Genomic DNA, 23,971 nt, shown 5'->3' on the forward strand with positions numbered 1-23,971 from the left:
GTGTATGGATCAGTATTTTGCAACAACATCAGCGGCACAACAGTCTTGGGCTCGCTCTGATCAAATCGTAGATCCTGGGGTAGAGACCGTTACAGCGCTTTTTGAACGGCAGGTCGCAAGAACACCGCAAGCGACTGCACTGATCCAGGATAATGTTTGCCTGAATTATGCCCAGTTGGAGGCAGCGGCCAACCGGCTGGCTCACTATCTGCTTGGGCAGCGCGTTGGTCCGGAAGCAATCGTGGCGCTGGCTCTGCCGCGCTCGGAAGAAATGGTCATCGCGCTATTGGCCGTCCTGAAAGTGGGTGCTGCCTATCTGCCGCTCGACCCCAGCTATCCCCAGGAGCATCTTCGCTTTATGGTGGCGGATGCCGAGGCGACGTGTTTACTGACTACCAACGCACTGCGTGTCAGCCTGGCCGAGGTTGTCGGCTGTGTGCCGGCCGTATGCTTGGATGATTCGGCATTCAGAGACAACCTTGCGCACTATCCCGACTACCCGCTGACTCAAGCGCAGCGAACGATTGCATCCAGTCGACTTCACCCCGCCTACATCATCTATACCTCCGGTTCGACCGGTCGGCCTAAGGGCGTGATAGGGCTACACGACGGCCTGATTAATCGCTTGGCCTGGATGGCCAGTCACTACCCCTTCGGTGCGGGAGAAGTGGTCTTCGCTAAAAGCTCCCTCAGTTTCATTGATGGCACCACGGAGTTGCTGGCACCGCTGGTGTCTGGTGCCACTGTCGTGCTTGCGTCGGCCAAATCCGGCCAGGATGCGGCACGGTTGGCACGGGAGCTGGCAGCTTTCAAGGCCGGGCGTATTACCGTCGTGCCTAGCCTGTTGGCAGCGCTGTTGGATGAGGGGAGTGTCCAGGATCTGCGAACGTGCCAATTGTGGTTCACCAGCGGTGAACGCCTGCCCAAGGCGCTGGCTGAGCGTTTTGTCCAATTGCTGCCGGATGCCCGTTTGGTCAATCTGTATGGATCGTCAGAGGTCAGTGGCGATTGCCTGTATTCGGTCTACAGCGGTGGTGAACCGCAGATCGGACAACCCGTGCCGAATAACCAAGTGTATGTGCTGGATGAGCAATTACGCCCCAGCCAGGCGGGTGAGGTCGGTGAGTTGTATGTGGGTGGGCGCCATCTTGCCCGAGGGTATCTACGGCGCGCGGCCTTGACGGCCGAGCGGTTTGTCGCCAATCCATTTGGCCCGATCGGGTCGTGCCTCTTTCGTACGGGTGATCGGGTGCGCAAGGGCGCCGAGGGCGAGTTCGAGTTCATTGGGCGCGAAGACCAGCAGGTCAAAATTCGTGGCTTTCGTATCGAACTGGGCGAGATCGAGTCTGCCTTAATGGAGGCTCCGGGGGTGACCCAAGCAGTGGTCACCGTGGGTGAGCACCGTTCAGGCGAAATGGCATTAATCGCTTACCTGGTTCCTGGGGCGGATTATGACCGCCATGAAGTGAGGGCCTGGTTGGCCAGTCGTGTTGTGGACTACATGCTTCCAGCGACGTTTATCGAGCTGGCCGCACTGCCACATACGCCAAACGGCAAAATCGATCGACTTGCCTTGCCGGCAGCAACAAGGCAAGTCGGGACAAAAATGGCTAGCACTCGGCAGCAACAGATGTTGGTGGATCTGTTTGCGCAGATACTCGATTTGGACCAGGTCGGTATCGATGACAACTTCTTCGAGCTCGGCGGGCATTCGCTGCTGGCTAGCCGGTTGGTTAGCCGGGTTCGCCGAGTGTTTGGCGTGGAGTTGACCGTCAGTGCGCTCTTTGACGCGCCAACCGTAGCGCAGTTCACGTGTCTACTGGATCAGGCCGAAAGCGGTCGACCGGCTTTGGCACCGCGCCAGGCGCGGGCTCAGGTGCCACTGTCCTTCGGGCAAGAAGCGTTGTGGTTATTGTCGCGGTTGGAGGAGGACGCGTTAACTAGCTACCACCTTCCTTACGCGTTCGATATGCAAGGCTGTGTCGATATCCCCGCACTTGATCAAGCCATGAGTGATCTGGTTGCAAGGCACGAAGTGCTGCGTACGCTGTTCAAGCCCTCCGCGACCGTCAGCTATCAATCCGTGCTTGCGCAGGATTCTCTGTCTGGCCTGTTGATGACCCAGGATGTCACTGACGCGCAACTGGTACCGTCAATGGCACAAGCACTACGTCAGCCATTTGATCTTGAGCATGACTTGCCGTTACGTGCCTGGCTGTTCTGTATGGGCAGGGAACGCAGTGTGTTGTTGTTCAATCTTCACCATGCTGCCGCCGATGGCGCGTCGATACCGGTGTTCTTCGGGGATTTGGCCAAGGCTTATACCTCCAGGTGTGCAGGTCACAAACCCGTTCTTGCTGCACTGCCCGTTCAGTATCGTGACTTTTCCCAATGGCAATGCGAGGTACTGGGTTCGCCCAATGACCCCGCCAGCCTGGCTTACCGCCAGCTCGCGTTCTGGCGTGACACGCTGGCCAACTTGCCGCAGGAATTGGCGTTGCCCACGGATCGCACGCGCCCGGCCGGTGCCTTGCGCGCAGCAGGAAGCATCGACTTTCGGCTCGGTTCGGCGCTGTTGCAACGGCTGCAGGCGCTTGCGCTAGCCTGTCGAGCCAGCTTATTCATGATCTTGCATGCCGCCCTGGCGGCCTTGCTTGAGCGCTTGGGGGTTGGGCACGATTTGCCGATTGGTACCCCGACTGATGGTCGCACCGACGATCAGTTAAAAAACCTCGTCGGTTATTTTGTCAATAGTGTTCTGCTGCGTACTGACACCTCAGGTAATCCCCGTTTTGTCGAATTGGTACAGCGGGTCCGTGAAGTTGATCTTCGCGCATTTGCACACCAGGACGTTCCGTTTGGCTGGGTGGTCGAAATGCTCAATCCTGAGCGCATGCCCAGCCGCCACCCGCTGTTCCAGGTGATGCTCAATGTCGAGTATGCCGACCCCGAGGTCTTGAGTCTTCCCGGCCTGAGTGTAGCGCCACGCCCCGTGAACGCCGACCAGGCGAAATTTGATCTGGTATTTGAGTTCAGCGTGGGTCAGCACGACGCCAGCGCACGTTTGGAATACGCCAAGGAACTCTTTGATCAGGCGACGGCGCAACGCATTGCTGATTACTTTCTGTATTTGCTGGAACAGGTGGTCGCTGACCCGGATCGCAAACTCAGCGATTTTCAGATCATGTCGCCACAAGAGCTTGGCCGCGTGAGTGCCTGGAGTCGAGGGGCAGAGTCAGAGCCATTCCAGGCGCAAAGTATTTATGCCTGTTTTGAGCAGCAGGTCCAGCGTCAACCCGAACACGTGGCGCTGCGCGATAACGCGCGAATGCTGACTTATGGTGAGCTTGACCGCCAAGCCAATCGCCTGGCGAATCGCCTTCGATCCCTTGGGGTCACACTCGAAACACGGGTAGCGGTTGCTATCGAACGCAGTATCGAGCAAGTGGTCGCGACACTGGCCGTGCTCAAAGCGGGGGGCTGTTATGTGCCGTTGTACGCCGGGCTACCGCTGGAGCGTCGTCAGCGCATTCTGGATGAAACCGCCTGTCATCTGGTACTGACCCATGATCCCGAGTTTGTCAGGGGCGATGGTCCCGCCGTGTTGCTCGTGAACGCGACCGTGCTTGCCGAAGGCGATGAGCGAGAGCGGCAGGTCGAGGTGCCACCGTCGGCGCTGGCCTACATCATGTACACCTCTGGTTCGACCGGTGAGCCCAAAGGTATCGAGGTGGCCCAGTCGGGGATTATCGCCATGGTTGCTGACCCCTGTTGGGGCGCGGGACGCCATCGGGTTGTATTGCATTCCCCGTATGCTTTCGACGCCAGCACCTTTGAGTTGTGGTTGCCGCTGCTTACCGGTGGAGAAGTGATCGTTGCGCCGCCAGGCCCCATGACGCCGGAGTCTCTGCGCGCACTCTGCAAGACGTACGGCGCCAGCACGATCTTCCTCACATCGAGTTTGCTGAATGTGATCGTACAGGAGGATATCGACAGCCTCAGTCAGTTGCAGTACCTGGGTTCTGGCGGAGAGGCCGCGTCATTTTCCTCCTTTAGTCGTGTTGCCCGGCATTGCCCCTCCCTGAACTTGATCAATATGTACGGCCCTACCGAGATGACGGTCTATGCGACTCGCTACCTCTGCACGCCGGCGCAGGGGATGCGCAATCCCATACCCATTGGGAGTGCGCGTTTAAATACCAGCGTGTACGTATTGGATGAGCAACTGCGTTATTGCCCAATCGGGGTTACAGGCGAGTTGTATCTAGCGGGTAATGGTCTTGCCCGCGGTTATTTGGGGTTACCCGTCAAAACGGCCGAACGGTTTGTGGCGAACAAGTTCGCTTCGACGGGTGAGCGCATGATGCGTACCGGAGACCTGGCCCGCTGGCGCGAGGATGGGCAGTTGGAGTTCGTCGGTCGCGATGACGCGCAAGTCAAAATACGTGGTTTTCGCATTGAGCTCGGTGAGATAGAGACTGCGTTGCTAGGCGAGCCCGGTTTGCGGGCATGCACGGTCATGGTTCGCGAGGACGTGCCCGGCAAGAAGCGTTTGGTGGCGTATGTCGTTGTCAGCGACGGGTACAACGAGGCCGCGGTTCAGGCTTCGCTAGGCAAACGGTTGCCTGACTACATGGTGCCTGCTGCTTTTGTCACCCTGAGTGCTCTGCCTATCAATGCGAATGGCAAAATCGACCGCAAGCTGCTTCCCGCGCCGCAACGGTTGTCGGGTACTGGCCGGGCGCCGTCAACTCCGCGCGAGGCCGAGTTGGTGCGGTTGTTCGGTACGTTGCTAGGCATTGATGGCGTGTCAGTCGACGACTCGTTCTTTGCTTTGGGCGCAGACAGCATTCTGTCGATTCAACTGGTTAGCCGGGCTCGTTCGGCAGGTTTGGCCCTGACACTGGCGGAAGTTTTCCGGCACAAGACGCCAGCCGCCCTGGCAGCCATGGCGCGTGATGTGGAACCAGCCTTGACACCCTCGGATGCACCGCTGGGTGGGCTGACACAAGACGAGCTGGACCGGTTGTCCACGGCGCTGCCCGATATCCAAGAGGTACTTCCCCTGTCGCCGTTGCAGCAAGGTCTGCATTTTCACTCGCTGTACGAAACCCAAGGGCCGGACCCGTATCTGGTGCAACTGGTGTTGACGCTGGACGGGCCGTTGGATGTGGCCGTGCTGCGTGCGGCGGTGCAGGCGTTGTTCGCCCGGCACGAGGCGCTGCGCATTGCGATTCCGCAAGTCGAGGGGCTGGAGCCGCTGGTACAAGTGGTGTGCAAACATGTGAGCGTGCCCTGGTTTGAGGTTGATCTGTCAGCAGAAGCCGACCCCGAGGCTGCATGGCAAGCGCTCCTGGAGGCCGACCGAGGTGAGCGCCTGGACTTGGCGCTGGCACCGCTGGCGCGGTTCCGGCTGGTGCGGTTCGGGCCGACGCGCTACCGCCTGTTGATGACCAACCATCACATGTTGCTTGATGGCTGGTCGATGCCGATCCTGGTGCAGGACCTGTTGGCCTTGTACGGCGGTGAGGTGCTGGGGACTGGGCCGGCGCTGCGTGAGCAGTTTGCCTGGTTGGCGACCCAAGACAAAGCTGCGGCCCACAGCGCCTGGCGAGACGCGTTGGCCGGGCTGGAGGGGCCGACGCTGTTGGCGGGGCAGGCGTTGACGGTGTCGCCGACGGGCTTGCGGCAGCAGGCAGTAAGCGTGGACCTCGATGCGAGCCTGACCAGCGCATTGGAGGCTCTGGCCAAACGTCATGAGTTGACGTTGGGTACCGTATTGCAGGGCGCTTGGGCGATCCTGTTGAGCCGTCAGACAGGCCAGCACGATGTAGTGTTCGGCATCACGGTTTCGGGCCGTCCGGCTGAATTGACGCGAGTGGAGCAGCGCATCGGGTTGTTTATCAACACCGTACCGCTACGGGTTGTGCTGGCGCCGCAGGAGCCGTTGATGGACTTGCTGGGCCGCATTCAGTCGGCTCAGGCGAACCTGCTGGCGCATCAACACCTGGGGCTGACAGAAATTCAAGGTCAGGCCGGTTACGGCGAACTGTTTGACAGCCTGGTGGTGTTCGAAAACTACCCGTTCGAAGGCCAGTGGCCGACGGTGCGTGGGGTCACGCTCAGTGCGTTGGATGCCCACGATGCGACGCACTACCCGGTGAGCTTGATGGTGCAACCTGCAGAGCAACTCACGTTGCGCCTGGATTATCGGCCGGATGTCGTCACGCCGGTGCAGGCTCGGGCCTGGCTGACGTGCCTGGAAACGATTTTGCAGGGCCTGGCCCAGCCGGGTGAGCGGTCGTTGGCGCAGTTGCACACACTCAGCGCGCAGGAAAAGGCAGCGCTGCAGCAGTGGAATGCAACAGACCGCGAGGTTGGGGCATGGGACGTGGTCGAACGTTTCATGGCGCAGGCGAAGCTGACGCCGCAGGCCATCGCGATTGAACAGGGCGATGAGTGCATGACCTATGCGCAACTGGATGATCAGTCGAGCCGCCTGGCGCAGACGCTGCTGCAAGAAGGGATCGGGGCCGAGGATCTGGTGGCGGTGATGCTACCGCGGACACCGGCGATGGTGGTGGCGTTACTGGGGGTGCTCAAGAGCGGCGCGGCTTACTTGCCGCTCGACCCCAGCTACCCGCCGCAACGCTTGCAGGCGATGCTCGAGGATGCACGGCCTAAGCGCGTGTTGGACAGCCTGGTGCTGCCCTTGGCCACGACACGGCCGTCGGTATTGCCCCGGAATGATCGAGACCAACTGGCCTATGTCATTTACACCTCGGGGTCGACTGGCAGGCCGAAGGGGGTTGCTGTCACACATCGAGGTATATCCAGCCTGGTGGAGGCTCAGGCAGAGCGCTTCGGTATCGATAGCAAAGCACGTGTCTTGCAGTTCGCGTCGGTGTCCTTCGATGCTTCAGTCTCTGAAGTCTTTATCACATTGCTCAGCGGTGCCCGGCTCGTGCTGGCCGATGCCCAACTGATGTCGGCGCAAAGGCTGGCCGGGTTGGTCGAGCGCCAGCACATCACATGCGCGACATTGCCGCCGGCGTTGCTGTCAGTCATGGATCCGAAATCATTTCCGAGCGACTGCACCATCGTGATGGCAGGTGAGGCCGCGAATGCCAATACCGTCCTGCGTTGGGCAAAGGGACGCAGGCTCATCAACGCTTACGGGCCGACCGAGTCGACCGTGTGTGCCACCATGACTCTGCCTTTGTGTGCGCAGGAATCGGCGCAACTGTCGATCGGGCGCCCAATCTGGAACACCCGGGTGTATGTGCTCGATAGCGGCCTGCTGCCATGCCCGGTGGGGGTGAGCGGCGACCTTTATATTGCGGGCGCAGGACTGGCGCGCGGTTATCTGGGGCAACAGGTGTTGACGGCGGAACGCTTTGTGGCCGACCCGTTCGCTGACGGAGGGACTCGCATGTACCGTACCGGCGACCTGGCATGCTGGCGAGCAGACGGTAGCCTGATGTTTCAAGGGCGTAGCGATCAGCAGGTGAAGATCCGTGGCTTCCGCATTGAGCTGGGCGAAATTGAAGCGCAGCTGTCGGCACAGGCAGGAGTGACAGCGTGTGCCGTGACGGTGCGGGACGGACGGCTCGCGGCCTACGTGGTGCCTGGGGAGGATTATGACGAAGTGTCGGTTCAGACCGGATTGGCTCTGGTGCTGCCGGATTACATGGTGCCCCGTCTGTTCATGACCCTGGTCGCACTGCCACAGACGCCGAACGGCAAACTTGACCGCAAGGCATTGCCGGCTCCGCGCAGTGCAGCGGGTACGGGCCGGGCACCGGCAACGGCACAGGAAGCACAGCTGGTGCAGCTGTTTGCCCAAGTGTTGGGGCTGGAGCAGGTAGGGGTGGACGATTCGTTTTTTGCCCTGGGCGGGGACAGTATCTTGTCCATTAAATTGGTAAGTCGGGCTCGACTGGTCGGGCTTACCTTCGCGCCTGCCGATGTGTTTATGCAACGCACGCCCGCCCGGCTGGCCCTGGTGGTTCGTAGCCAAACGCCGGTTGCCCTGGGTTGGGATGATGGAACCGGCAGGATTGAACCGACGCCGGTCATGCAATGGTTTGGCTCGCGTGGCGGACCGTTGGCCAAGTTCAGTCAGTCGATGTTGATCGAGTTGCCTCAAGGCGTTCAGCAAAAGCCGTTGTTCCAGGCCTTGCAGGCCGTGCTGCAGCATCATGCATTGCTGGGGGCGACATTGGCTCCGGATGGCGGGTTGGAGGTGCCGGCTGCGCAGCAGGCGATTACCGACACGGCTGTTAAGCGTATCGATGTGACGACGCTGATATCTCGGGCGTTATCCGACACCATCGCTGCGGCCCAGCAGGATGCAGAACAACGTCTGGCACCGCAGCAAGGCCGGATGGCACACATTGCCTGGTTTGACCGTGGCGATGCAGCCGGGTGGCTGTTATTGACGCTGCATCATTGGGTGGTCGATGGCGTTTCGTGGCGCATCCTGATCGAAGATCTGGCGCAGGCGTATGACCAAGCCAGTTCGGCGGCGGCCATTGCCTTGCCGCCAGTGCCCACTTCATTCAAACACTGGACCACACACCTGCAGGCTCAAGCCTACGCCCCGGAACGCCTGGCCGAGCTTGACTGGTGGCACGAGACGCTGTCGGTAGACGAACTCCAGCTTGGCGACCGGCCATTATCCGCACAAGACACGGCAGGCGACGCCGGTCGTGTGGTGCGCCGTCTGAATGCCCGTGCGACCAGACGATTGTTGGGTGAAGTGCCGGCGTTGTTCAACTGTGGTGTCAACGATGTCTTGCTTGCAGCCCTGGCTCTCGCTGTGGCGGATTGGCGTAAAACGGCAGGGCCGATGTTGATCGATATTGAGGGGCACGGCCGTGAGCCAGGGGAGAGTGGTCTGGATCTGTCCCGCACCATCGGCTGGTTCACAACATTGAGCCCGCTCAGTATTGATCTCACTGCGATGGACCTTGCCGACGCATGGGCGGGAGGTCCGGCTTTCGCCAGCCTGATCAAGGATGTCAAGGAGCGCTTGCGCCGGGTGACCGACCACGGTCTCGGGTTTGGTCTGTTGCGCTGGCTGAACGAGCAGACCCGACCTGCGTTGGCGGCCTGTCGGGTGCCGCAAATCGCCTTCAACTATCTGGGGCGCTTCGGCAGTGCAGGGGGGGCATGGTCTCCAGTCGCTGGTGGTCTGTCCCTGGACGGTGGCATTGATCCTCAGATGCCGTTGGGGCACGTACTCTCGCTTGATGCGTTGGTGGTGGAAAATGCCCAGACCGTAGAGCTTGAGGCGCATTGGACATTTGCCACTGGCTTGCTTGACGAGGTTCGGGTGCAAGGACTGGCCGAGCGATGGGTGGATGCCCTGAACGTGGCGGCAAGCTTGCAGAGCGGAGGGCTGACCCCATCAGATGTGCCGCTGGGTGGGCTGACACAAGACGAGCTGGACCGGTTGTCCACAGCGTTGCCCGACATCCAAGAAGTACTCCCTCTGTCGCCATTGCAGCAAGGTCTGCATTTTCACTCGCTGTACGAAACCCAAGGGCCGGACCCGTATCTGGTGCAACTGGCGCTGACGCTGGACGGGCCGTTGGATGTGGCCGTGCTGCGTGCGGCGGTGCAGGCGTTGTTCGCCCGGCACGAGGCGCTGCGCATTGCGATTCCGCAAGTCGAGGGGCTGGAGCCGCTGGTACAGGTGGTGTGCAAACACGTGAGCGTGCCCTGGTTTGAGGTTGATCTGTCAGCAGAAGCCGACCCCGAGGCTGCATGGCAAGCGCTCCTGGAGGCCGATCGAGGGGAACGCCTGGACTTGGCGCTGGCACCGCTGGCGCGGTTCCGGCTGGTGCGGTTCGGGCTGACGCGCTACCGCCTGTTGATGACCAACCATCACATGTTGCTTGATGGCTGGTCGATGCCGATCCTGGTGCAGGACCTGTTGGCCTTGTACGGCGGTGAGGTGCTGGGGACTGGGCCGGCGCTGCGTGAGCAGTTTGCCTGGTTGGCGACCCAAGACAAAGCTGCGGCCCGCAGCGCCTGGCGAGACGCATTGGCCGGGCTGGAGGGGCCGACGCTGTTGGCGGGGCAGGCGTTGACGGTGTCGCCGACGGGCTTGCGGCAGCAGGCAGTAAGCGTGGACCTCGATGCGAGCCTGACCAGCGCATTGGAGGCTCTGGCCAAACGTCATGAGTTGACGTTGGGCACCGTATTGCAGGGCGCTTGGGCGATCCTGTTGAGCCGTCAGACAGGCCAGCACGATGTAGTGTTCGGCATCACGGTTTCGGGCCGTCCGGCTGAATTGACGCGAGTGGAGCAGCGCATCGGGTTGTTTATCAACACCGTACCGCTAAGGGTCGTGCTGGCGCCGCAGGAGCCGTTGATGGACTTGCTGGGCCGCATTCAGTCGGCTCAGGCGAACCTGCTGGCGCATCAACACCTGGGGCTGACAGAAATTCAAGGGCAGGCCGGTTACGGCGAACTGTTTGACAGCCTGGTGGTGTTCGAGAACTACCCGTTCGAAGGCCAGTGGCCGATGGTGCGTGGGGTCACGCTCAGTGCATTGGATGCCCACGATGCGACGCACTACCCGGTGAGCTTGATGGTGCAACCTGCAGAGCAACTCACGTTGCGCCTGGATTATCGGCCGGATTTCGTCACGCCGGTGCAGGCTCGGGCCTGGCTGACGTGCCTGGAAACGATTTTGCAGGGCCTGGCCCAGCCGGGTGAGCGGTCGTTGGCGCAGTTGCACACACTCAGCGCGCAGGAAAAGGCAGCGCTGCAGCAGTGGAATGCAACAGACCGCGAGGTTGGGGCAGGGGACGTGGTCGAACGTTTCATGGCGCAGGCGAAGCTGACGCCGCAGGCCATCGCGATTGAACAGGGCGATGAGTGCATGACCTATGCGCAACTGGATGATCAGTCGAGCCGCCTGGCGCAGACGCTGCTGCAAGAAGGGATCGGGGCCGAGGATCTGGTGGCGGTGATGCTACCGCGGACACCGGCGATGGTGGTGGCATTACTGGGGGTGCTCAAGAGCGGCGCGGCTTACTTGCCGCTCGACCCCAGCTACCCGCCGCAACGCTTGCAGGCGATGCTCGAGGATGCACGGCCTAAGCGCGTGTTGGACAGCCTGGTGCTGCCCTTGGCCACGACACGGCCGTCGGTATTGCCCCGGAATGATCGAGAACAACTGGCCTATGTCATTTACACCTCGGGGTCGACCGGCAGGCCGAAGGGGGTTGCCATTACGCGGGGCGCCCTGGCGAATTTCCTGGCGATGATGCAACACACGCTGGCGTTATCGGCGTCGGATCGTTTACTGGCGGTGACCACCCTTGGGTTTGATATCGCGGGTCTCGAGCTGTTTTTACCCTTACTGGTCGGGGCCGTCATATTGCTGGCCAGGACTGAGGAAGTGCGCAACCCGAGCCGCCTGGTCGAACGTGTTCGACTGGATCGGGCGACAGTCATTCAGGCGACGCCGGCCTTGTGGGAGGCCATCCTGGCAGAGCAGCCGTCGTTATCGTTGCAGACTGCCTTGGTTGGTGGCGAAGCGATCGGTGGACGTCTGGCGATCGGGCTGCGCAACCATGCAACACGCGCGTTTAACGTCTATGGACCGACCGAAACCACCATCTGGTCGACCTGCCAGGAGATCACCCACCACGCAACCGGGGCGCCACCTATTGGTCGGCCACTTTGGAACACCCGGGTGTATGTGCTCGATAGCGGCCTGCTGCCATGCCCGGTGGGGGTGAGCGGCGACCTTTATATTGCGGGCGCAGGACTGGCGCGCGGTTATCTGGGGCAACAGGTGTTGACGGCGGAACGCTTTGTGGCCGACCCGTTCGCTGACGGAGGGACTCGCATGTACCGTACCGGCGACCTGGCATGCTGGCGAGCAGACGGTAGCCTGATGTTTCAAGGGCGTAGCGATCAGCAGGTGAAGATCCGTGGCTTCCGCATTGAGCTGGGCGAAATTGAAGCGCAGCTGTCGGCACAGGCAGGAGTGACAGCGTGTGCCGTGACGGTGCGGGACGGACGGCTCGCGGCCTACGTGGTGTCTGGGGAGGATTATGATGAAGTGTCGGTTCAGACCGGATTGGCTCTGGTGCTGCCGGATTACATGGTGCCCCGTCTGTTCATGACCCTGGTCGCACTGCCACAGACGCCGAATGGCAAACTTGACCGCAAGGCATTGCCGGCTCCGCGCAGTGAGGCCGGTACGGGCCGGGCACCGGCTACGCGGAAGGAAGTACAGTTGGCGCAGCTGTTTGCCCAAGTGTTGGGGCTGGAGCAGGTAGGGGTAGACGATTCGTTCTTTGCACTGGGAGGGCATTCGTTACTGGCGGCCAGTTTGATCAAGCGCATTCGTCAGATCACTCATGTTGATTTGAGCCTGCGATGGCTATTCGATTCACCTACCGTAGCCGCACTTGCAGCCAGGCTTAACGATGGCGAGGAAGTTTCGGCATTACCCGTGTTGCTGCCTTTGCATCAGGTCGACGGTGGTCAACGATTGTTCTGCGTGCATCCGGGCTATGGTCTGAGTTGGAGCTACGCCAGTTTCATCCCCTATGTGGGCGCGAGCGCTTCGCTATACGGACTGCAATCGCCTGCGTTAAGTGCCCAGCCGTTGGCGGGCTCGATCAGCGAGCTGGCTTCACAGTATCTCCAGGCGGTCCGCCAGGTTCAGCCGACAGGACCCTATCGTCTGCTGGGATGGTCATTTGGCGGGCTGGTAGCGCACGCCATGACGCAACAACTGGAGGCGATGGGCGAGCAGGTCGATTGGCTGGTGCTGCTCGACAGCCAGTTGGCCGATTCTGAGCCACTGCCGAGCATCAGTGCGCCAGAGCATCTCGATAATCTGTTCCGAGTGCTTGGTTACCCGGCGCCCGTACCGGCACCCACACGCGAAACCGTTCGGTGGGAGGAGGTTGCTGCCTATCTGGGCTCCCACGACAGCCCGTTTGCTTTCTTGCCGATCAGCGTATTCGACACGTTGCTGGACGTGAGTTTGCATCACTACAGGCTATCCGCGGACTTTAGCCCGCCTGCTATCCAGGCTCCCCTGATCTATTTGCGTGCGGCCAATGCGACCGACCCCCATTCGATCAATGCATGGCGAGCGAGTACCCGCGGCGGTTTCCGACTGTATGACGTGCCGGCAAATCACGACGATCTGACCCAGCCGGCCGCTGTCGCGCAAATCGGTCCCATCCTTCAGTCCCTGTTAATGGAGTAGATACGAGAATGATCCACGACCCTCATCGTTTGTCACCTGCGCCCGCAGCAACGGATAGACCGTTTACAGGAGAAGGCTATCTCAGAAGTCTGCAGGATGATCGCTGTGTCTATTTGAATGGCGAGCGTGTTGTCGACGTGACGCAACACTCAGCCTTTCGTCAAGCGGCGCGCTCTGTGGCCATGTTGTACGACGCGCTACATGATCCGGTCCAACAGTCGGTCCTGACCTGCCCGACCGATACCGGCAATGGCGGCTTTACTCACCGGTCGTTTCTTCACTGTGCAGATGCCGGACAACTGATCGCGCAACAGAAGGCTATCGCGGCCTGGTCAAGGCTCAATTATGGCTGGATGGGGCGCACGCCGGACTACAAGGCGTGCTTCATGAATACCCTCGGTATCAACGCAAGCTACTACGGCTCTTTTGCCGATAATGCTCGCAACTGGTACCAGCGCACTCAGGAGCAGGCGCTGTTCATCAGCCATGCTATCGCCAATCCACCGGTTGATCGTGCGTGTCCCGAGCAGACCGGCGACGTCTACATCCACGTTGAAGAGGAGGTCGATGGCGGCCTGATTATCTCGGGGGCCAAAGTGGTGGCCACCTCGGCGGCGCTGAGCCAGTACGCCTTTGTCAGTCACCATGCCGGCATCAATAGCAAGAACGTCATGTTCCTGGTGCCGATGAATACGTCTGGGATCAAGGTGATTTGCCGCAGTTCCTACGAGTGGCAATCGGCCTCTAACTTGACGCCCTTCGATGCGCCACTGTCTTCGCGATTCGACGAAAACGACGCCATTCTGGTCTTCGACCGGGTGTTTGTGCCTTGGTCGGCGGTGCTGCACTACGGCCCTCAGGGGTTATCGGAGCGCTTTCCGACCGATTCCGGCATCTTGCAGGGGACCTGTTTCCAGGCGTGTATCCGACTCTCAGTCAAGCTCGATTTCTTTGTCGGCCTCCTCACCAAGGTCTTGCATGCCACCAGCGGCGATGCCTTCCGTGGCAACCAGGTCTTGCTGGGCGAAGTTATTGCGCTGCGTCACCTGTTCTGGTCACTGGCCAATACCATGGCCAGAGAGCCGGACCGTTGGCTTGATGGCGCGGTACTGCCCAATCTGCATGCGGCGCTGGCCTACAGAGCCATGGCGCCGGATGCCTATGGCCGAGTAAAGGAGATCATCAACAAGATAGTGGCTTCGGCGCTGATTTATCTGCCGTCGTCGGCCAAGGACTTTGCCAATCCTGAGATCGACGCTTACCTGGCCCGCTACGTGCGCGGTTCTAACGGTACCGGGCACCGTGAGCGCATCAAATTGCTGAAGTTGCTGTGGGACTGCGTCGGCACCGAGTTCGCTGGGCGGCATGAACTGTATGAGCGCAACTACGCTGGCAATCATGAGGAAATCAAACTGCATCTGCAGTTGATGGCCAAGCAGGAGGGTTCTCTGTCTGCAATGACGCAGATGGTTGAACGCTGCTTGGCGGATTACGACGAAAATGGCTGGATCAATCCTGTCTGGAGAAATAGCAATGAACCCGTTCGATAATGAAGATGGTCAGTTCCTGGTCCTGAGCAACGATGAAGGGCAGCACTCCCTGTGGCCGGCCTTTTCCCAGGTTCCGGATGGCTGGCAAGTCTTGTTCGGTGCAGCGCCACGTCAAGACTGCGTGACCTACATTGCGCAAAGCTGGACAGACATGCGACCCGCCAGTCTACGGCAGCGACAGGGGTAGGACGTTCGCCATCGGTGCTCATGGATAAGCCAGGCGGGCTGATGATGCACTGACGCTCTTAGCCGAACCCGCCCCGAGTCTGAGCCGGGGTGGGATCTCGGGTTCCCAACGGATATCCATCTCCCGTGGCCTATAAAGTTGTAAGTTCGTGTTCAACGGCCTTCGATCACCCACAAAATTTATTGGTTTGCAGCAACAATTTTTCTTGTTGGACACCCCCCGGCCCAAGCGGCAAAGATGCCGCCACTGTCGCTCGACCTTCCAGGTCAACAATAAAAAAACCTAGCCGACTGCACGCCACTTTCATGCTGTGAGCCCTTTGCCCACATCCTGCTGTAATGGCGCCGCAGCGCGCACTAAAGGACCTCTCCGCCATGCAAACAGTTGTGAACTTATGGCCGTTGATCGGCGTACTCGTCATCGTGGTCGGCTTTGTATTGCGCTTCAATCCGTTGTTGGTGGTCACCGCCGCCGCCATCGCCACCGGGCTCGCCGCCCAATTCCCGCTGGAAAAAATACTGACTTCCATGGGGGATGGCTTTCTTCAGACCCGCGCCCTGCAATTGATTCTGTTATTACCGCTGGCGGTGATCGGCTTGTTGGAGCGCCATGGCTTGCGCCTGCATGCACAAAACTGGATCGCCCGCTTCGAACGTGCCACGGTCGGGCGCTTGCTGATCATGTATCTGTTTGTGCGTGAGTCCACGGCGGCCATGGGGTTGACCAGCCTGGGTGGCCATCCGCAAATGGTGCGGCCGCTCTTGGCGCCGATGGCCGAAGGCGCAGCGGAAAAACGCTTTGGCAAGCTGCCGGATAAGCTGCGCCATAAGGTTCTGGCCATGTGCGCCGCCACCGACAACGTCGGGTTGTTTTTTGGTGAGGATATCTTTGTCGCCTTCGGTGCGATTGCGTTGATGCACACCTTTTTGCTGGGTTCTGGAATTGATGTGGAGCCGTTGCACATTGCAGTATGGGGCATCCCGACGGCGATCTGTGCCTTCATCATTCATGCGATCCGGCTCCATCGCTTCGATCGACGACTGACCCGCGAGATGAGCCCCGCCGGCGGCCCGGTGGAGGCTGCTCAATGATCATTTCCATTCAATACCTTTACTGGCTGGCGGGTGTCCTGTTGCTGATCACCGCGGGCATGATCCTGCTCGACCGTACCCACCCCAAGCGCTGGTCCAGCGCGTTGTTCTGGTTGTTGTTTGCCGTGCCGTTCCTGGCAGGGGAGCGCCTGCCCTCGGTGGCCATCGGCGTTGGTGTGGTGGTGATGGCGTTGATCGCGGGTCTGGGCGGCGTTGGTCGTGGCCAGCACGCCGAGTTGCACGACAAGGCTTCCCGCGCCAGTGCCGGGCGCCTGGGCCACAAGCTGTTTATCCCGGCGTTGGCCATACCGTTGACCACGGTGATCGGCTCGGTGTTGCTCAAGCACACCGAAATCGGCGGCGTCCCGCTGTTGGACCCGAAGAACACGACCTTTGTCTCCCTGGGCATCGGCTGCCTGATTGCGCTTGGCCTGGCTTGCTGGCTGACCCGTGATACGCCGGTACAAGCCTTGCGTGAATCGCGCCGTCTGACCGAAGCCCTGGGCTGGGCCATGGTATTGCCGCAGATGCTGGCAATGCTCGGGTTGCTGTTCAACGAGGCCGGGGTAGGCACAGCGGTCGCCCACGTCACTACCACCTATATCAACCTGGATTACAAGTGGGTGGCGGTGATGGTTTATGTGCTGGGCATGGCCTTGTTTACCGTGATCATGGGCAATGGGTTTGCGGCGTTCCCTGTCATGACTGGCGGTGTAGGCGTGCCGGTACTGGTAGGGATTTACGGCGCTAACCCTGCGGTGATGGCCGCCATCGGCATGTTTTCCGGCTATTGTGGGACGCTGATGACGCCGATGGCGGCCAACTTCAATATCGTCCCGGCGGCGTTGCTGGAGTTGCCCGATAAAAATGCGGTGATCAAGGCGCAGATACCGACTGCATTGATGATGCTTCTGGTCAATATCGTGCTGCTCTACCTGTTGATGTGAGACCACTATGCAAATTGTGCTGCTGACGGGCTTCGAGCCTTTTGATAACGACCGGGTGAACCCCTCGTGGGAGGCCGTGCGCCAGTTGGATGGCGTGCTGTTGAGCGAGGATGTGCAGATAGTTGCGCGTTGCTTGCCCTGCGCATTCGCCACCGCTGCCGAGAGCCTGCTCCGGTGGATCCACGAATTGCACCCGGTCATGGTCATCGCCACGGGCTTGGGCCCTGGGCGTAGCGATATTTCCATCGAGCGTATTGCGATCAACGTTAACGATGCGCGTATTCCCGACAATCTGGGGGCGCAGCCGATTGATACGCCAGTGCTGGACGGCGGCCCGGCCGCGTATTTCTCGACATTGCCGATCAAGAGCATGGTCAGCTCGGTGCGCGAGGCGGGTATTGCGGCCTCGGTTTCGCAGACAGCGGGGACGTTTGTGTGCAACCAGGTGTTTTATCGGTTGCAGCATGCACTGGCGGGGTCTGCGGTGCGCAGTGGGTTTATTCATGTACCGGGCCTGCCTGAATCGGGCGAGCCGTCGATGGCGTTATCGACGGTTGTGGAGGGGCTGCGTGTTGCGGTTTCGGCAGCCTGGCAAACCCACGTCGACATCGTGCTGAGCGGTGGTCAGGTAAGCTGACGACGGGCTTTCCCTCAGACCTCACGGCCAGGGAAAAACAATTCAAAGCACGTCACGCCATCTTCACTGCTCACACGGTATCGCCCGTTATGCAAGTGCATGATGGTCGCCACGATCGACAGCCCCAGTCCGTTGGACTGGGATGACCGTTCGCGGGATTCATCAACCCGGTAAAACCGTTCGAACAAGCGTGGCAGATGCTCGGCGGGAATGGTCTGGCCGTGGTTGCTCACTTTCAGATGGATGCCCGCGTCATCAGGGATCGCCTGGATGCTCAGTTCCGAGCCCGGCGCGCCGTACTTGATGGCGTTGGCGCACAGGTTCGCCAAGGCACGCCGCAGCAGCATCGGTTCAGCCCAGATCACCCCTTCGCCCGTGGCAACAATGGGCATGTGCACATCACCGGCCAGCCCTTCGAAGTAATCCGCGATGCGTTCCACTTCATCCGCCGCGCTCAACTCCTGACGTTGGCGCAGCGCGCTGGCGGGGTCGGTGCGGGCCAGGAACAGCATGTTGTCGAGCATCCGTGCCAGGCGCTCAAGCTCTTCTACATTGGAGGCCAGCAGTTGTTGATAGCTTTCAATACTGCGGCCTTGTTGCAGGGCCACCTGGGTTTCTCCCAGCAAGTTGTTGATCGGTGTGCGCAGTTCATGCGCCATATCGGTAGATACCTGGCCCAACTGCACAAAGCCTTTGGCCAGCCGTTCGAGCATGGTGTTGAAGGCGTCGATCATGGGCAGCAGTTCTTTCGGCGTGCCGTGGCTATCGAGCCGTTCGGCCAGGTTGCCCACGCCGATGCCTTGAGTGTGCCTGGCCAGGCGACGTAACGGCAGCAGGCCACGGTGTACGAGCAGGTAACCCACCACCGCGAGGATGATCGCGGCGATGCTTGCCAGGATAAACACGTTCAAGCGATAGCTGGCGAGCATGCTGGTGCGTTCGGTCATCAGACGCCCGGTGGTGACCTGCAGGCTGCCAAGGTCTCCCGAGTCGATCGACGCAGCGACGGTGGCGAAGGGCACGCCATTTACACCGGGCAGATGGTGCACGTCGGCGAAGCCCAGCTCGCGGTCTTTGGGCGCCGGGGGCACGGACGGTATTTCAATGTTTCCTGGGTTGACCAGCAACAAAGGCTTCTGGCCAGGTGCTGCGATGCTCAGCACCGATTCGCTGTTGCCCAGCATGTTCTGGAACAGCTCCGGCTTGGTCTTGATCAGGTCCAGGGTGTTGCTGTCGTTGAGTAGTTTGCGCAGTTGGTCGGCGCGATAGATCAGCGAAGCGTCGTCACGCTTGATCAGTTCACGTTCCAGCTCGCGGTAAAGCGCCACGCCTAATGTGGCGAGCAGGGCGAAGGCGAGCAAGGCGAAGATCAGCGCCAGGCGCAGGGTCAATGAATAATGGCGACGGTTGCTCATGGCTGGGTATCGAAGCGGTAGCCGATGCCCCGCACGCTGTGAATCAGTTTGAGCTGGAACGGATCATCGATTTTCAAGCGCAGGCGCCGTACGGCAACGTCCACCACGTTGGTGTCACTGTCGAAGTTCATGTCCCACACCCGCGAGGCAATCATCGAGCGTGATAACACCTGGTCTTGATGAGTCGCGAACAGGTGCAGCAGGGCAAACTCTTTATTGGTCAGCGTGATGCGCGTACCGGCACGGGTGACACGGCGTTTCAGGACGTCAATTTGCAGGTCGGCGATTTGCAGCTGTTCTTCTTCGCGACTGGGGCCGCGGCGGGTCAGGGTGCGCAGGCGCGCCACCAGCTCGGCGAACGAGAAGGGCTTAATCAGATAGTCATCGGCGCCCAGCTCCAGTCCCTTGATACGGTCGGCAATGTCATCGCGGGCGGTGAGAAACAGCACCGGCGTATCGGCTTCCTTGCGCAGGCGGCGCAGCACTTCCCAACCGTCCATTTTCGGCATCATCACATCCAGCACGATCACATCGAATGGCGCTTCCAGCGCTTGATGCAGTCCATCGACACCATCACGGGCGAGGCTCACCGAGTAACCCAACTCCCGCAGTCCGTTGAGCAGGTAGTTGCCGGCCTTGGGTTCGTCTTCGACTACGAGGATATTCATGGCAGGTGCCTTGGTTCGATGTGTGGCGCAAGTGTAGCCCGATCAATTCTCACTGGCACAACCGATGCCTTGCACCTGGTAGTCGAGTACGTGTTCGCGGCCCTGATGGTCCAGGTAGTTGAGACGAGCGGGGACAATGCCGCACTGCCCGTAGGTGTCGGTGCTCGATAACACTTTGTCGATGTCCAGGTGAACGAAGAAGCCGGTTTTGTCGTGGATCACGTTTGTTGCAGGGGCAGTGTCGGCGGCGAATGCCGAACCGGTGGCGAGCAAGGTGGCAAAGCCGAGGGTAAACAGTTTCATGATGGTGTCTCTTTCCAAGGGATTGCTGCCAGGTTCCGGCAGTGAGTTCACGGTAACCAGGCACCCCGAACAGCCAACCAACAGAATCATGACAAGTTTGTAATGAAGTGCCTGAGGCCCGAAGGTTTCTAGGATCAGAGAGGTGATTTTTAGGGCGCGTAACGTTTCAGGCCGGGGGATGGGCGGCCTGCCGCTTTATTCCGAGGTTGCGATGCAATGGCGTGATCCGTAGATTGCATCGGGGTCAGCCAATGTTCGCTAATAGAAGGAAAACCAGCAGTGTCCGCTCCAGGCCCCTCCTTACTGACCCAACGCTACCGTGCCTTTCTGTTCGATATGGATGGGACCCTGCTCAATTCCATTGCCGCTGCCGAACGTGTGTGGAGCCGCTGGGCGACGCGGCATGGCTTGGAGGTCGAGGCGTTCCTCGCCACGATCCATGGTGCCAGGGCCATCGATACCATCACCCGCCAGGCGTTGCCGGGCATTGATCCGGAGGTCGAAGCGCAGTGGATCACCGAGGCTGAAATCGACGATGTCCAGGGTGTTGTGGCAATTCCCGGTGCAGTCGAGTTTCTGAACAGTCTGCCAAGCGATCGATGGGCGCTGGTGACCTCGGCACCCAAGGCCTTGGCATTGCGTCGGTTGGAGGCGGCGGGCATTGCTGCGCCCGTGGTATTGGTGACGGCCGAAGATGTCGCGCGCGGCAAACCTGACCCCGCCTGTTATGTGCTCGGCGCGCAGCGCTTGGGCGTGCCGGTACAGGACTGTCTGGTTTTCGAGGATGCTGCCGTAGGGATCCGAGCGGGGGAGGCTGCGGGAGCGGATGTGATGGTGGTCACCTCAACGCACCTCACGCCCCTGGCGACAGCGCATGCTTGCATAGCAGGGTATGAGGGATTAGAAGCCCGGTGTGATGCTGACGGCTGGTTGTCTTTGAGGCCGTTGGCAAGGTGATCTGAATACACCGAGTCGGTCATCGGCCTCGGTGGTCTTCACACAGGTCGGTTGACGCTTGTAACCGGCTGCTTCTCATTCCCTGGCGGGAGAGCACCATTTCCCTGAGTATCTCGTTGGCGAGCCGGGCAATGGCTTCAGTGCCGCGATAGTGCGCGCGCACGATTCCGGTAATCGCAAAGTGGTCGGTTTCCGGGCCGCTGAGAATGGCTGACAGGGTGCCGTCAGCATGCAGCGTGCAGGTCACCGTGTAGCTGGGCAGGCGTGCCGCCAGCGCTTGTTCGATTTGAGATTTGCTGAGGGTGTCCATCGGCTTTTAGCACCTTTCACTGTCCGCGCCAGCCCAAGCATAGGTGCTACTGTGGGTCTGTAAATACCGGCAATCTGCTAGCGTGGCAACGTCAGCGTGTGGTTTTTCGATACTCACGATGGGCCGCGCGTTGGCACAACTTGCGCAAAACAGTCTTTTGGATCGGCCTGATGCAAAACACCAGCAAGTAGCCACAGAGCAGTAACGCCAGGTCCAGCGAAGAGTGAGTGCCGGGATCGCTGACGCGGTCAATTTCGAACCTCAGGCCATATCCGGCAGCAAGGAAAACCAGGCCTATCAACAGAGTGATCATCCAGGATCTGGAAATAAGCGGCGGCGTTGCTCGATGCCTCATCGACGTGCTCCTGAATGCACACAGACAGATGGCAGGGTGATTGTCAGAAGGTTCGGCTACAAATAACGCCGCAAGTTCCAGGCTTTATGACAGTTTTATCTCACCGCGAGGGAAATGCAGGAGGCGCGCTGAACGCGTAAGCATACGCGAGCAGGCTGAATGGGTTTTCGCCAGCCGTCACTGTGAACGAAAAGGCTGGCTACTCGGGGCGCTTCAAGGCGTCTGGTTTTTGTCCGGCGCGGTGAGGCCGGCCTGGATGCGCTGATAAATCTCCTCACGATGCACGGCGACGTCTTTGGGAGCGTTGATGCCGATTCGAACTTGCTGGCCGCTGACGCCCAGGATGGTGATCGTAATGTTATCACCGATGTTTATGCTTTCACCGACTTTGCGGGTGAGTATAAGCATGGACTTCTCCTTGATTACTTTTAAGGACACATGTTCCAGACAGGGTAGGTGTCAGATGTGTGTAGCTTACTGCTAAGCGCTTCCCTGTGACTGCCTCTTTTAGGACGCATAGAGGCGACATTAATTCCCATGGCGGCATCATACAGGTCTGCGGTACATCATTCGCATTGTTTAAGCCAACGTTTATGACGGCCAGAATAGACAGTGAATGGTAAAGTTGCCTCTTTATCCTCAAAGGAGCAGGGCAGTGCGTAAAGTAGCGATGGCAATTGCGGTGTTGGCATTGACCGGTTGCGGTGAAGGCAAACCTGTCGATGCCCCCAAGGCCAAGCCTGCCGTGACCGAAAGCCAGCCACAAACCGGCGCGATTGCCGCTCAGGAATGGGATGTGTGGGTAGGCCCGCCGGATCACAAACTGCAGGCGATCACCGACCTGACCGCGTGGTTGCTGGAACACGGCTTCAGTTTTTATATTGTGAAAGTGGACGGTAAGGACGAGGTGTTTCTGGGGCCGTTCGCCAGCAAAGCTGAGGCCGAAGCCAAGCAGGCACTGCTGACTGAAAAGCTGGCCCGCGCCAAGAAGAACGACACCGAGTCGCAAGTCATCGAGCACAAGGCCGCGCAATAGTAGGCGGGCTGGGCGGGAATACCGCCCACGTTCAACTGCAGGCTTTCAAGTTCACCGGGCCCACAAATTCATTGCCGCGGCCCATCACGCAGGCAACTGTCTGATTGCGCTGGCGCTCCCAGGTCTGTACCGGATAGGTCTTGTTCCAGGCTTCGTACAGCTGGCGATCCTGTTTTGACAGGCGTAACCCGTATTGTTTGCTCATATAAAAATACGTGCGTGCGATCATTCCGCGAATCGACGGTCGTGGCATGACCTTCTTGGCCTTGAAGTCCACTTGGGTCAGGCATGAGCCGTATTGCCCGCTTTGCACTGGCAGCCAGCCGAAGCTGAAGTTGTTACGGTCGCCATTCACTTCGCCGATACTCGGCACCAGGTTGTGCAGGTCCGCCTCGGCCCGCTTGAACACATCATCGTGGCGCGTGCAGTTTTTTCTCCCTCCATTTTGCCAGCATTGGCGCTGATGCCCAATTTGCCAGGCCGGTACAATGTGTTCCCACTCAATACGCGCGGCGCGGTTGGCATTTTTGCGTGGGATGTAACCACAGGCTTTCAGGTCCACCCGGTTACCGGTGTATTTGCAGCCGCAATAAAATTCGGTGGATTGCGGAGCGTAGAGCTTCCAGGCGATTTTCTTGGCTTCGCTGAAGGTGCGAGGGGCTTGGGCGTTGGCGGTGAGGGCAAAAAACAGGCAGCACACAGCGATAAAACGGACACTCATTCAATCAATCTTCCTTCGGCACAACCCAGAAAATCTGCACGCCACCGTCATCCCGATAGGCGAGGGTGACGTTATCGTTTTCGGCGATCTCTTCCAGCAGGCGCTCCCACTCATCCACAGGCTCATCCGGCAGACGGAAGATCAACGCTGCCTTGGCTTTCTGGGCGTTGGTTGAGTTGATGATCTTTTGCACGCGTAGCGCCAGGCGTTCGTAGGCGTCTGGCGGTGTGGGTGCTGCGGAAGAAGACTTTGCCACAGAGAATTCCTTGGTTGGCTGTACGCACATACAGTATTTAACTGTGGGCGTTTTCGCAACTACTTAAAATTCAAGAAGTTCGTCTGACAGCCAGTTGAGGGCTTCAGTGTGCGACAGGAGGATTTTTGCGGGGTTTTGGAGGTAGCTGAAACGGGCACCTTACTCGGGCTGGCAAAGGTGCTGATCCTGTTGGAGGTGTCATCAGGTGGCTAGGTCATGTGCAGTAACTCAAGATTACGCTGAGGGCGATAGCAGTCAATGCGACTGAATGTTCCGAAGACGTTCAGGA

Annotated in this window: 16 protein-coding genes; 8 read left to right on the forward strand and 8 right to left on the reverse strand. The window is 59.7% G+C overall.

The genetic code is table 11. From position 1 onward, the window contains the following. The first annotated feature begins 4 nt into the window (after positions 1 to 4). The 6 genes from MJP36_RS12170 (at position 5) to pcp (ending at position 17,661) form a co-directional block, all read left to right on the forward strand. Positions 5 to 13,249 carry a non-ribosomal peptide synthetase gene (locus MJP36_RS12170; protein ID WP_244385432.1) on the forward strand — a complete coding sequence of 4,415 codons (13,245 nt, stop codon included), beginning with the start codon at positions 5 to 7 and terminating at the stop codon, positions 13,247 to 13,249. A gap of 8 nt (positions 13,250 to 13,257) precedes the next feature. Beyond that, on the forward strand, positions 13,258 to 14,799 hold the full coding sequence (locus MJP36_RS12175; protein ID WP_161549305.1) for a 4-hydroxyphenylacetate 3-hydroxylase N-terminal domain-containing protein: 1,542 nt from the start codon (positions 13,258 to 13,260) through the stop codon (positions 14,797 to 14,799). Further along, positions 14,783 to 14,986, forward strand: a complete 204-nt coding sequence (locus MJP36_RS12180) for an MbtH family protein (RefSeq protein ID WP_279613788.1) — start codon at positions 14,783 to 14,785, stop codon at positions 14,984 to 14,986. The genes MJP36_RS12175 and MJP36_RS12180 overlap by 17 nt, the downstream gene beginning before the upstream one ends. Positions 14,987 to 15,360: 374 nt before the next feature. Next, positions 15,361 to 16,077 (forward strand): DUF969 domain-containing protein, encoded by a 717-nt coding sequence (locus MJP36_RS12185; protein WP_244385433.1) that lies wholly within the window; start codon positions 15,361 to 15,363, stop codon positions 16,075 to 16,077. Continuing rightward, positions 16,074 to 17,024 (forward strand): DUF979 domain-containing protein, encoded by a 951-nt coding sequence (locus MJP36_RS12190; protein WP_244385434.1) that lies wholly within the window; start codon positions 16,074 to 16,076, stop codon positions 17,022 to 17,024. Before MJP36_RS12185 ends, MJP36_RS12190 begins: the two co-directional genes overlap by 4 nt. A 7-nt stretch (positions 17,025 to 17,031) precedes the next feature. Continuing rightward, positions 17,032 to 17,661 carry a pyroglutamyl-peptidase I gene (gene pcp / locus MJP36_RS12195; RefSeq protein ID WP_244385435.1) on the forward strand — a complete coding sequence of 210 codons (630 nt, stop codon included), beginning with the start codon at positions 17,032 to 17,034 and terminating at the stop codon, positions 17,659 to 17,661. A 14-nt stretch (positions 17,662 to 17,675) separates the two neighbouring features. Here pcp and MJP36_RS12200 read toward each other — a convergent pair whose 3' ends face one another. From MJP36_RS12200 to MJP36_RS12210, 3 genes are read right to left on the reverse strand one after another with little or no spacing between them, the layout of a single operon-like run. Next, complete coding sequence (locus MJP36_RS12200; protein WP_244385436.1) at positions 17,676 to 19,076, reverse strand: heavy metal sensor histidine kinase; 1,401 nt, start codon at positions 19,074 to 19,076, stop codon at positions 17,676 to 17,678. Next, on the reverse strand, positions 19,073 to 19,744 hold the full coding sequence (locus MJP36_RS12205) for a heavy metal response regulator transcription factor (protein ID WP_090369822.1): 672 nt from the start codon (positions 19,742 to 19,744) through the stop codon (positions 19,073 to 19,075). The genes MJP36_RS12200 and MJP36_RS12205 overlap by 4 nt, the downstream gene beginning before the upstream one ends. Before the next feature lie 42 nt (positions 19,745 to 19,786). Beyond that, positions 19,787 to 20,047 (reverse strand): DUF2790 domain-containing protein, encoded by a 261-nt coding sequence (locus MJP36_RS12210; RefSeq protein ID WP_104994315.1) that lies wholly within the window; start codon positions 20,045 to 20,047, stop codon positions 19,787 to 19,789. Between the two features lie 336 nt (positions 20,048 to 20,383). Between MJP36_RS12210 and MJP36_RS12215 the strand changes: the two genes are divergently transcribed. Further along, complete coding sequence (locus tag MJP36_RS12215; RefSeq protein ID WP_218580565.1) at positions 20,384 to 21,004, forward strand: HAD-IA family hydrolase; 621 nt, start codon at positions 20,384 to 20,386, stop codon at positions 21,002 to 21,004. Between the two features lie 19 nt (positions 21,005 to 21,023). Here the strand turns inward: MJP36_RS12215 and MJP36_RS12220 are convergent, their stop codons facing one another. From MJP36_RS12220 to csrA, 3 genes are all read right to left on the reverse strand, one after another. After that, the gene (locus tag MJP36_RS12220) at positions 21,024 to 21,314 is read right to left on the reverse strand and encodes a hypothetical protein (RefSeq protein ID WP_090369826.1); all 291 of its coding nucleotides are present in this window, start codon (positions 21,312 to 21,314) and stop codon (positions 21,024 to 21,026) included. A gap of 91 nt (positions 21,315 to 21,405) precedes the next feature. Next, positions 21,406 to 21,669, reverse strand: a complete 264-nt coding sequence (locus MJP36_RS12225) for a hypothetical protein (protein ID WP_244385437.1) — start codon at positions 21,667 to 21,669, stop codon at positions 21,406 to 21,408. Positions 21,670 to 21,882: 213 nt separating this feature from the next. Continuing rightward, positions 21,883 to 22,077, reverse strand: coding sequence for a carbon storage regulator CsrA (csrA, locus tag MJP36_RS12230; RefSeq protein ID WP_060755766.1), 195 nt, complete (start codon positions 22,075 to 22,077; stop codon positions 21,883 to 21,885). A gap of 262 nt (positions 22,078 to 22,339) precedes the next feature. Between csrA and MJP36_RS12235 the strand changes: the two genes are divergently transcribed. Beyond that, positions 22,340 to 22,705, forward strand: a complete 366-nt coding sequence (locus MJP36_RS12235; protein WP_060755765.1) for an SPOR domain-containing protein — start codon at positions 22,340 to 22,342, stop codon at positions 22,703 to 22,705. A 31-nt stretch (positions 22,706 to 22,736) separates the two neighbouring features. On the opposite strand, the gene MJP36_RS12240 is transcribed toward MJP36_RS12235, so the two are convergent. Beyond that, positions 22,737 to 23,426: an endonuclease gene (locus tag MJP36_RS12240; protein WP_090369832.1), complete on the reverse strand. Its 690-nt coding sequence runs from the start codon at positions 23,424 to 23,426 to the stop codon at positions 22,737 to 22,739. A gap of 4 nt (positions 23,427 to 23,430) precedes the next feature. Continuing rightward, entirely contained in the window at positions 23,431 to 23,682 is a 252-nt protein-coding gene (locus MJP36_RS12245) for a DUF1654 domain-containing protein (RefSeq protein WP_198762120.1), read from the reverse strand. Between the last annotated feature and the right edge of the window lie 289 nt (positions 23,683 to 23,971).

Origin of the sequence: Pseudomonas palleroniana (assembly GCF_022836895.1) — a bacterium.
Taxonomy (GTDB): domain Bacteria; phylum Pseudomonadota; class Gammaproteobacteria; order Pseudomonadales; family Pseudomonadaceae; genus Aquipseudomonas; species Aquipseudomonas palleroniana.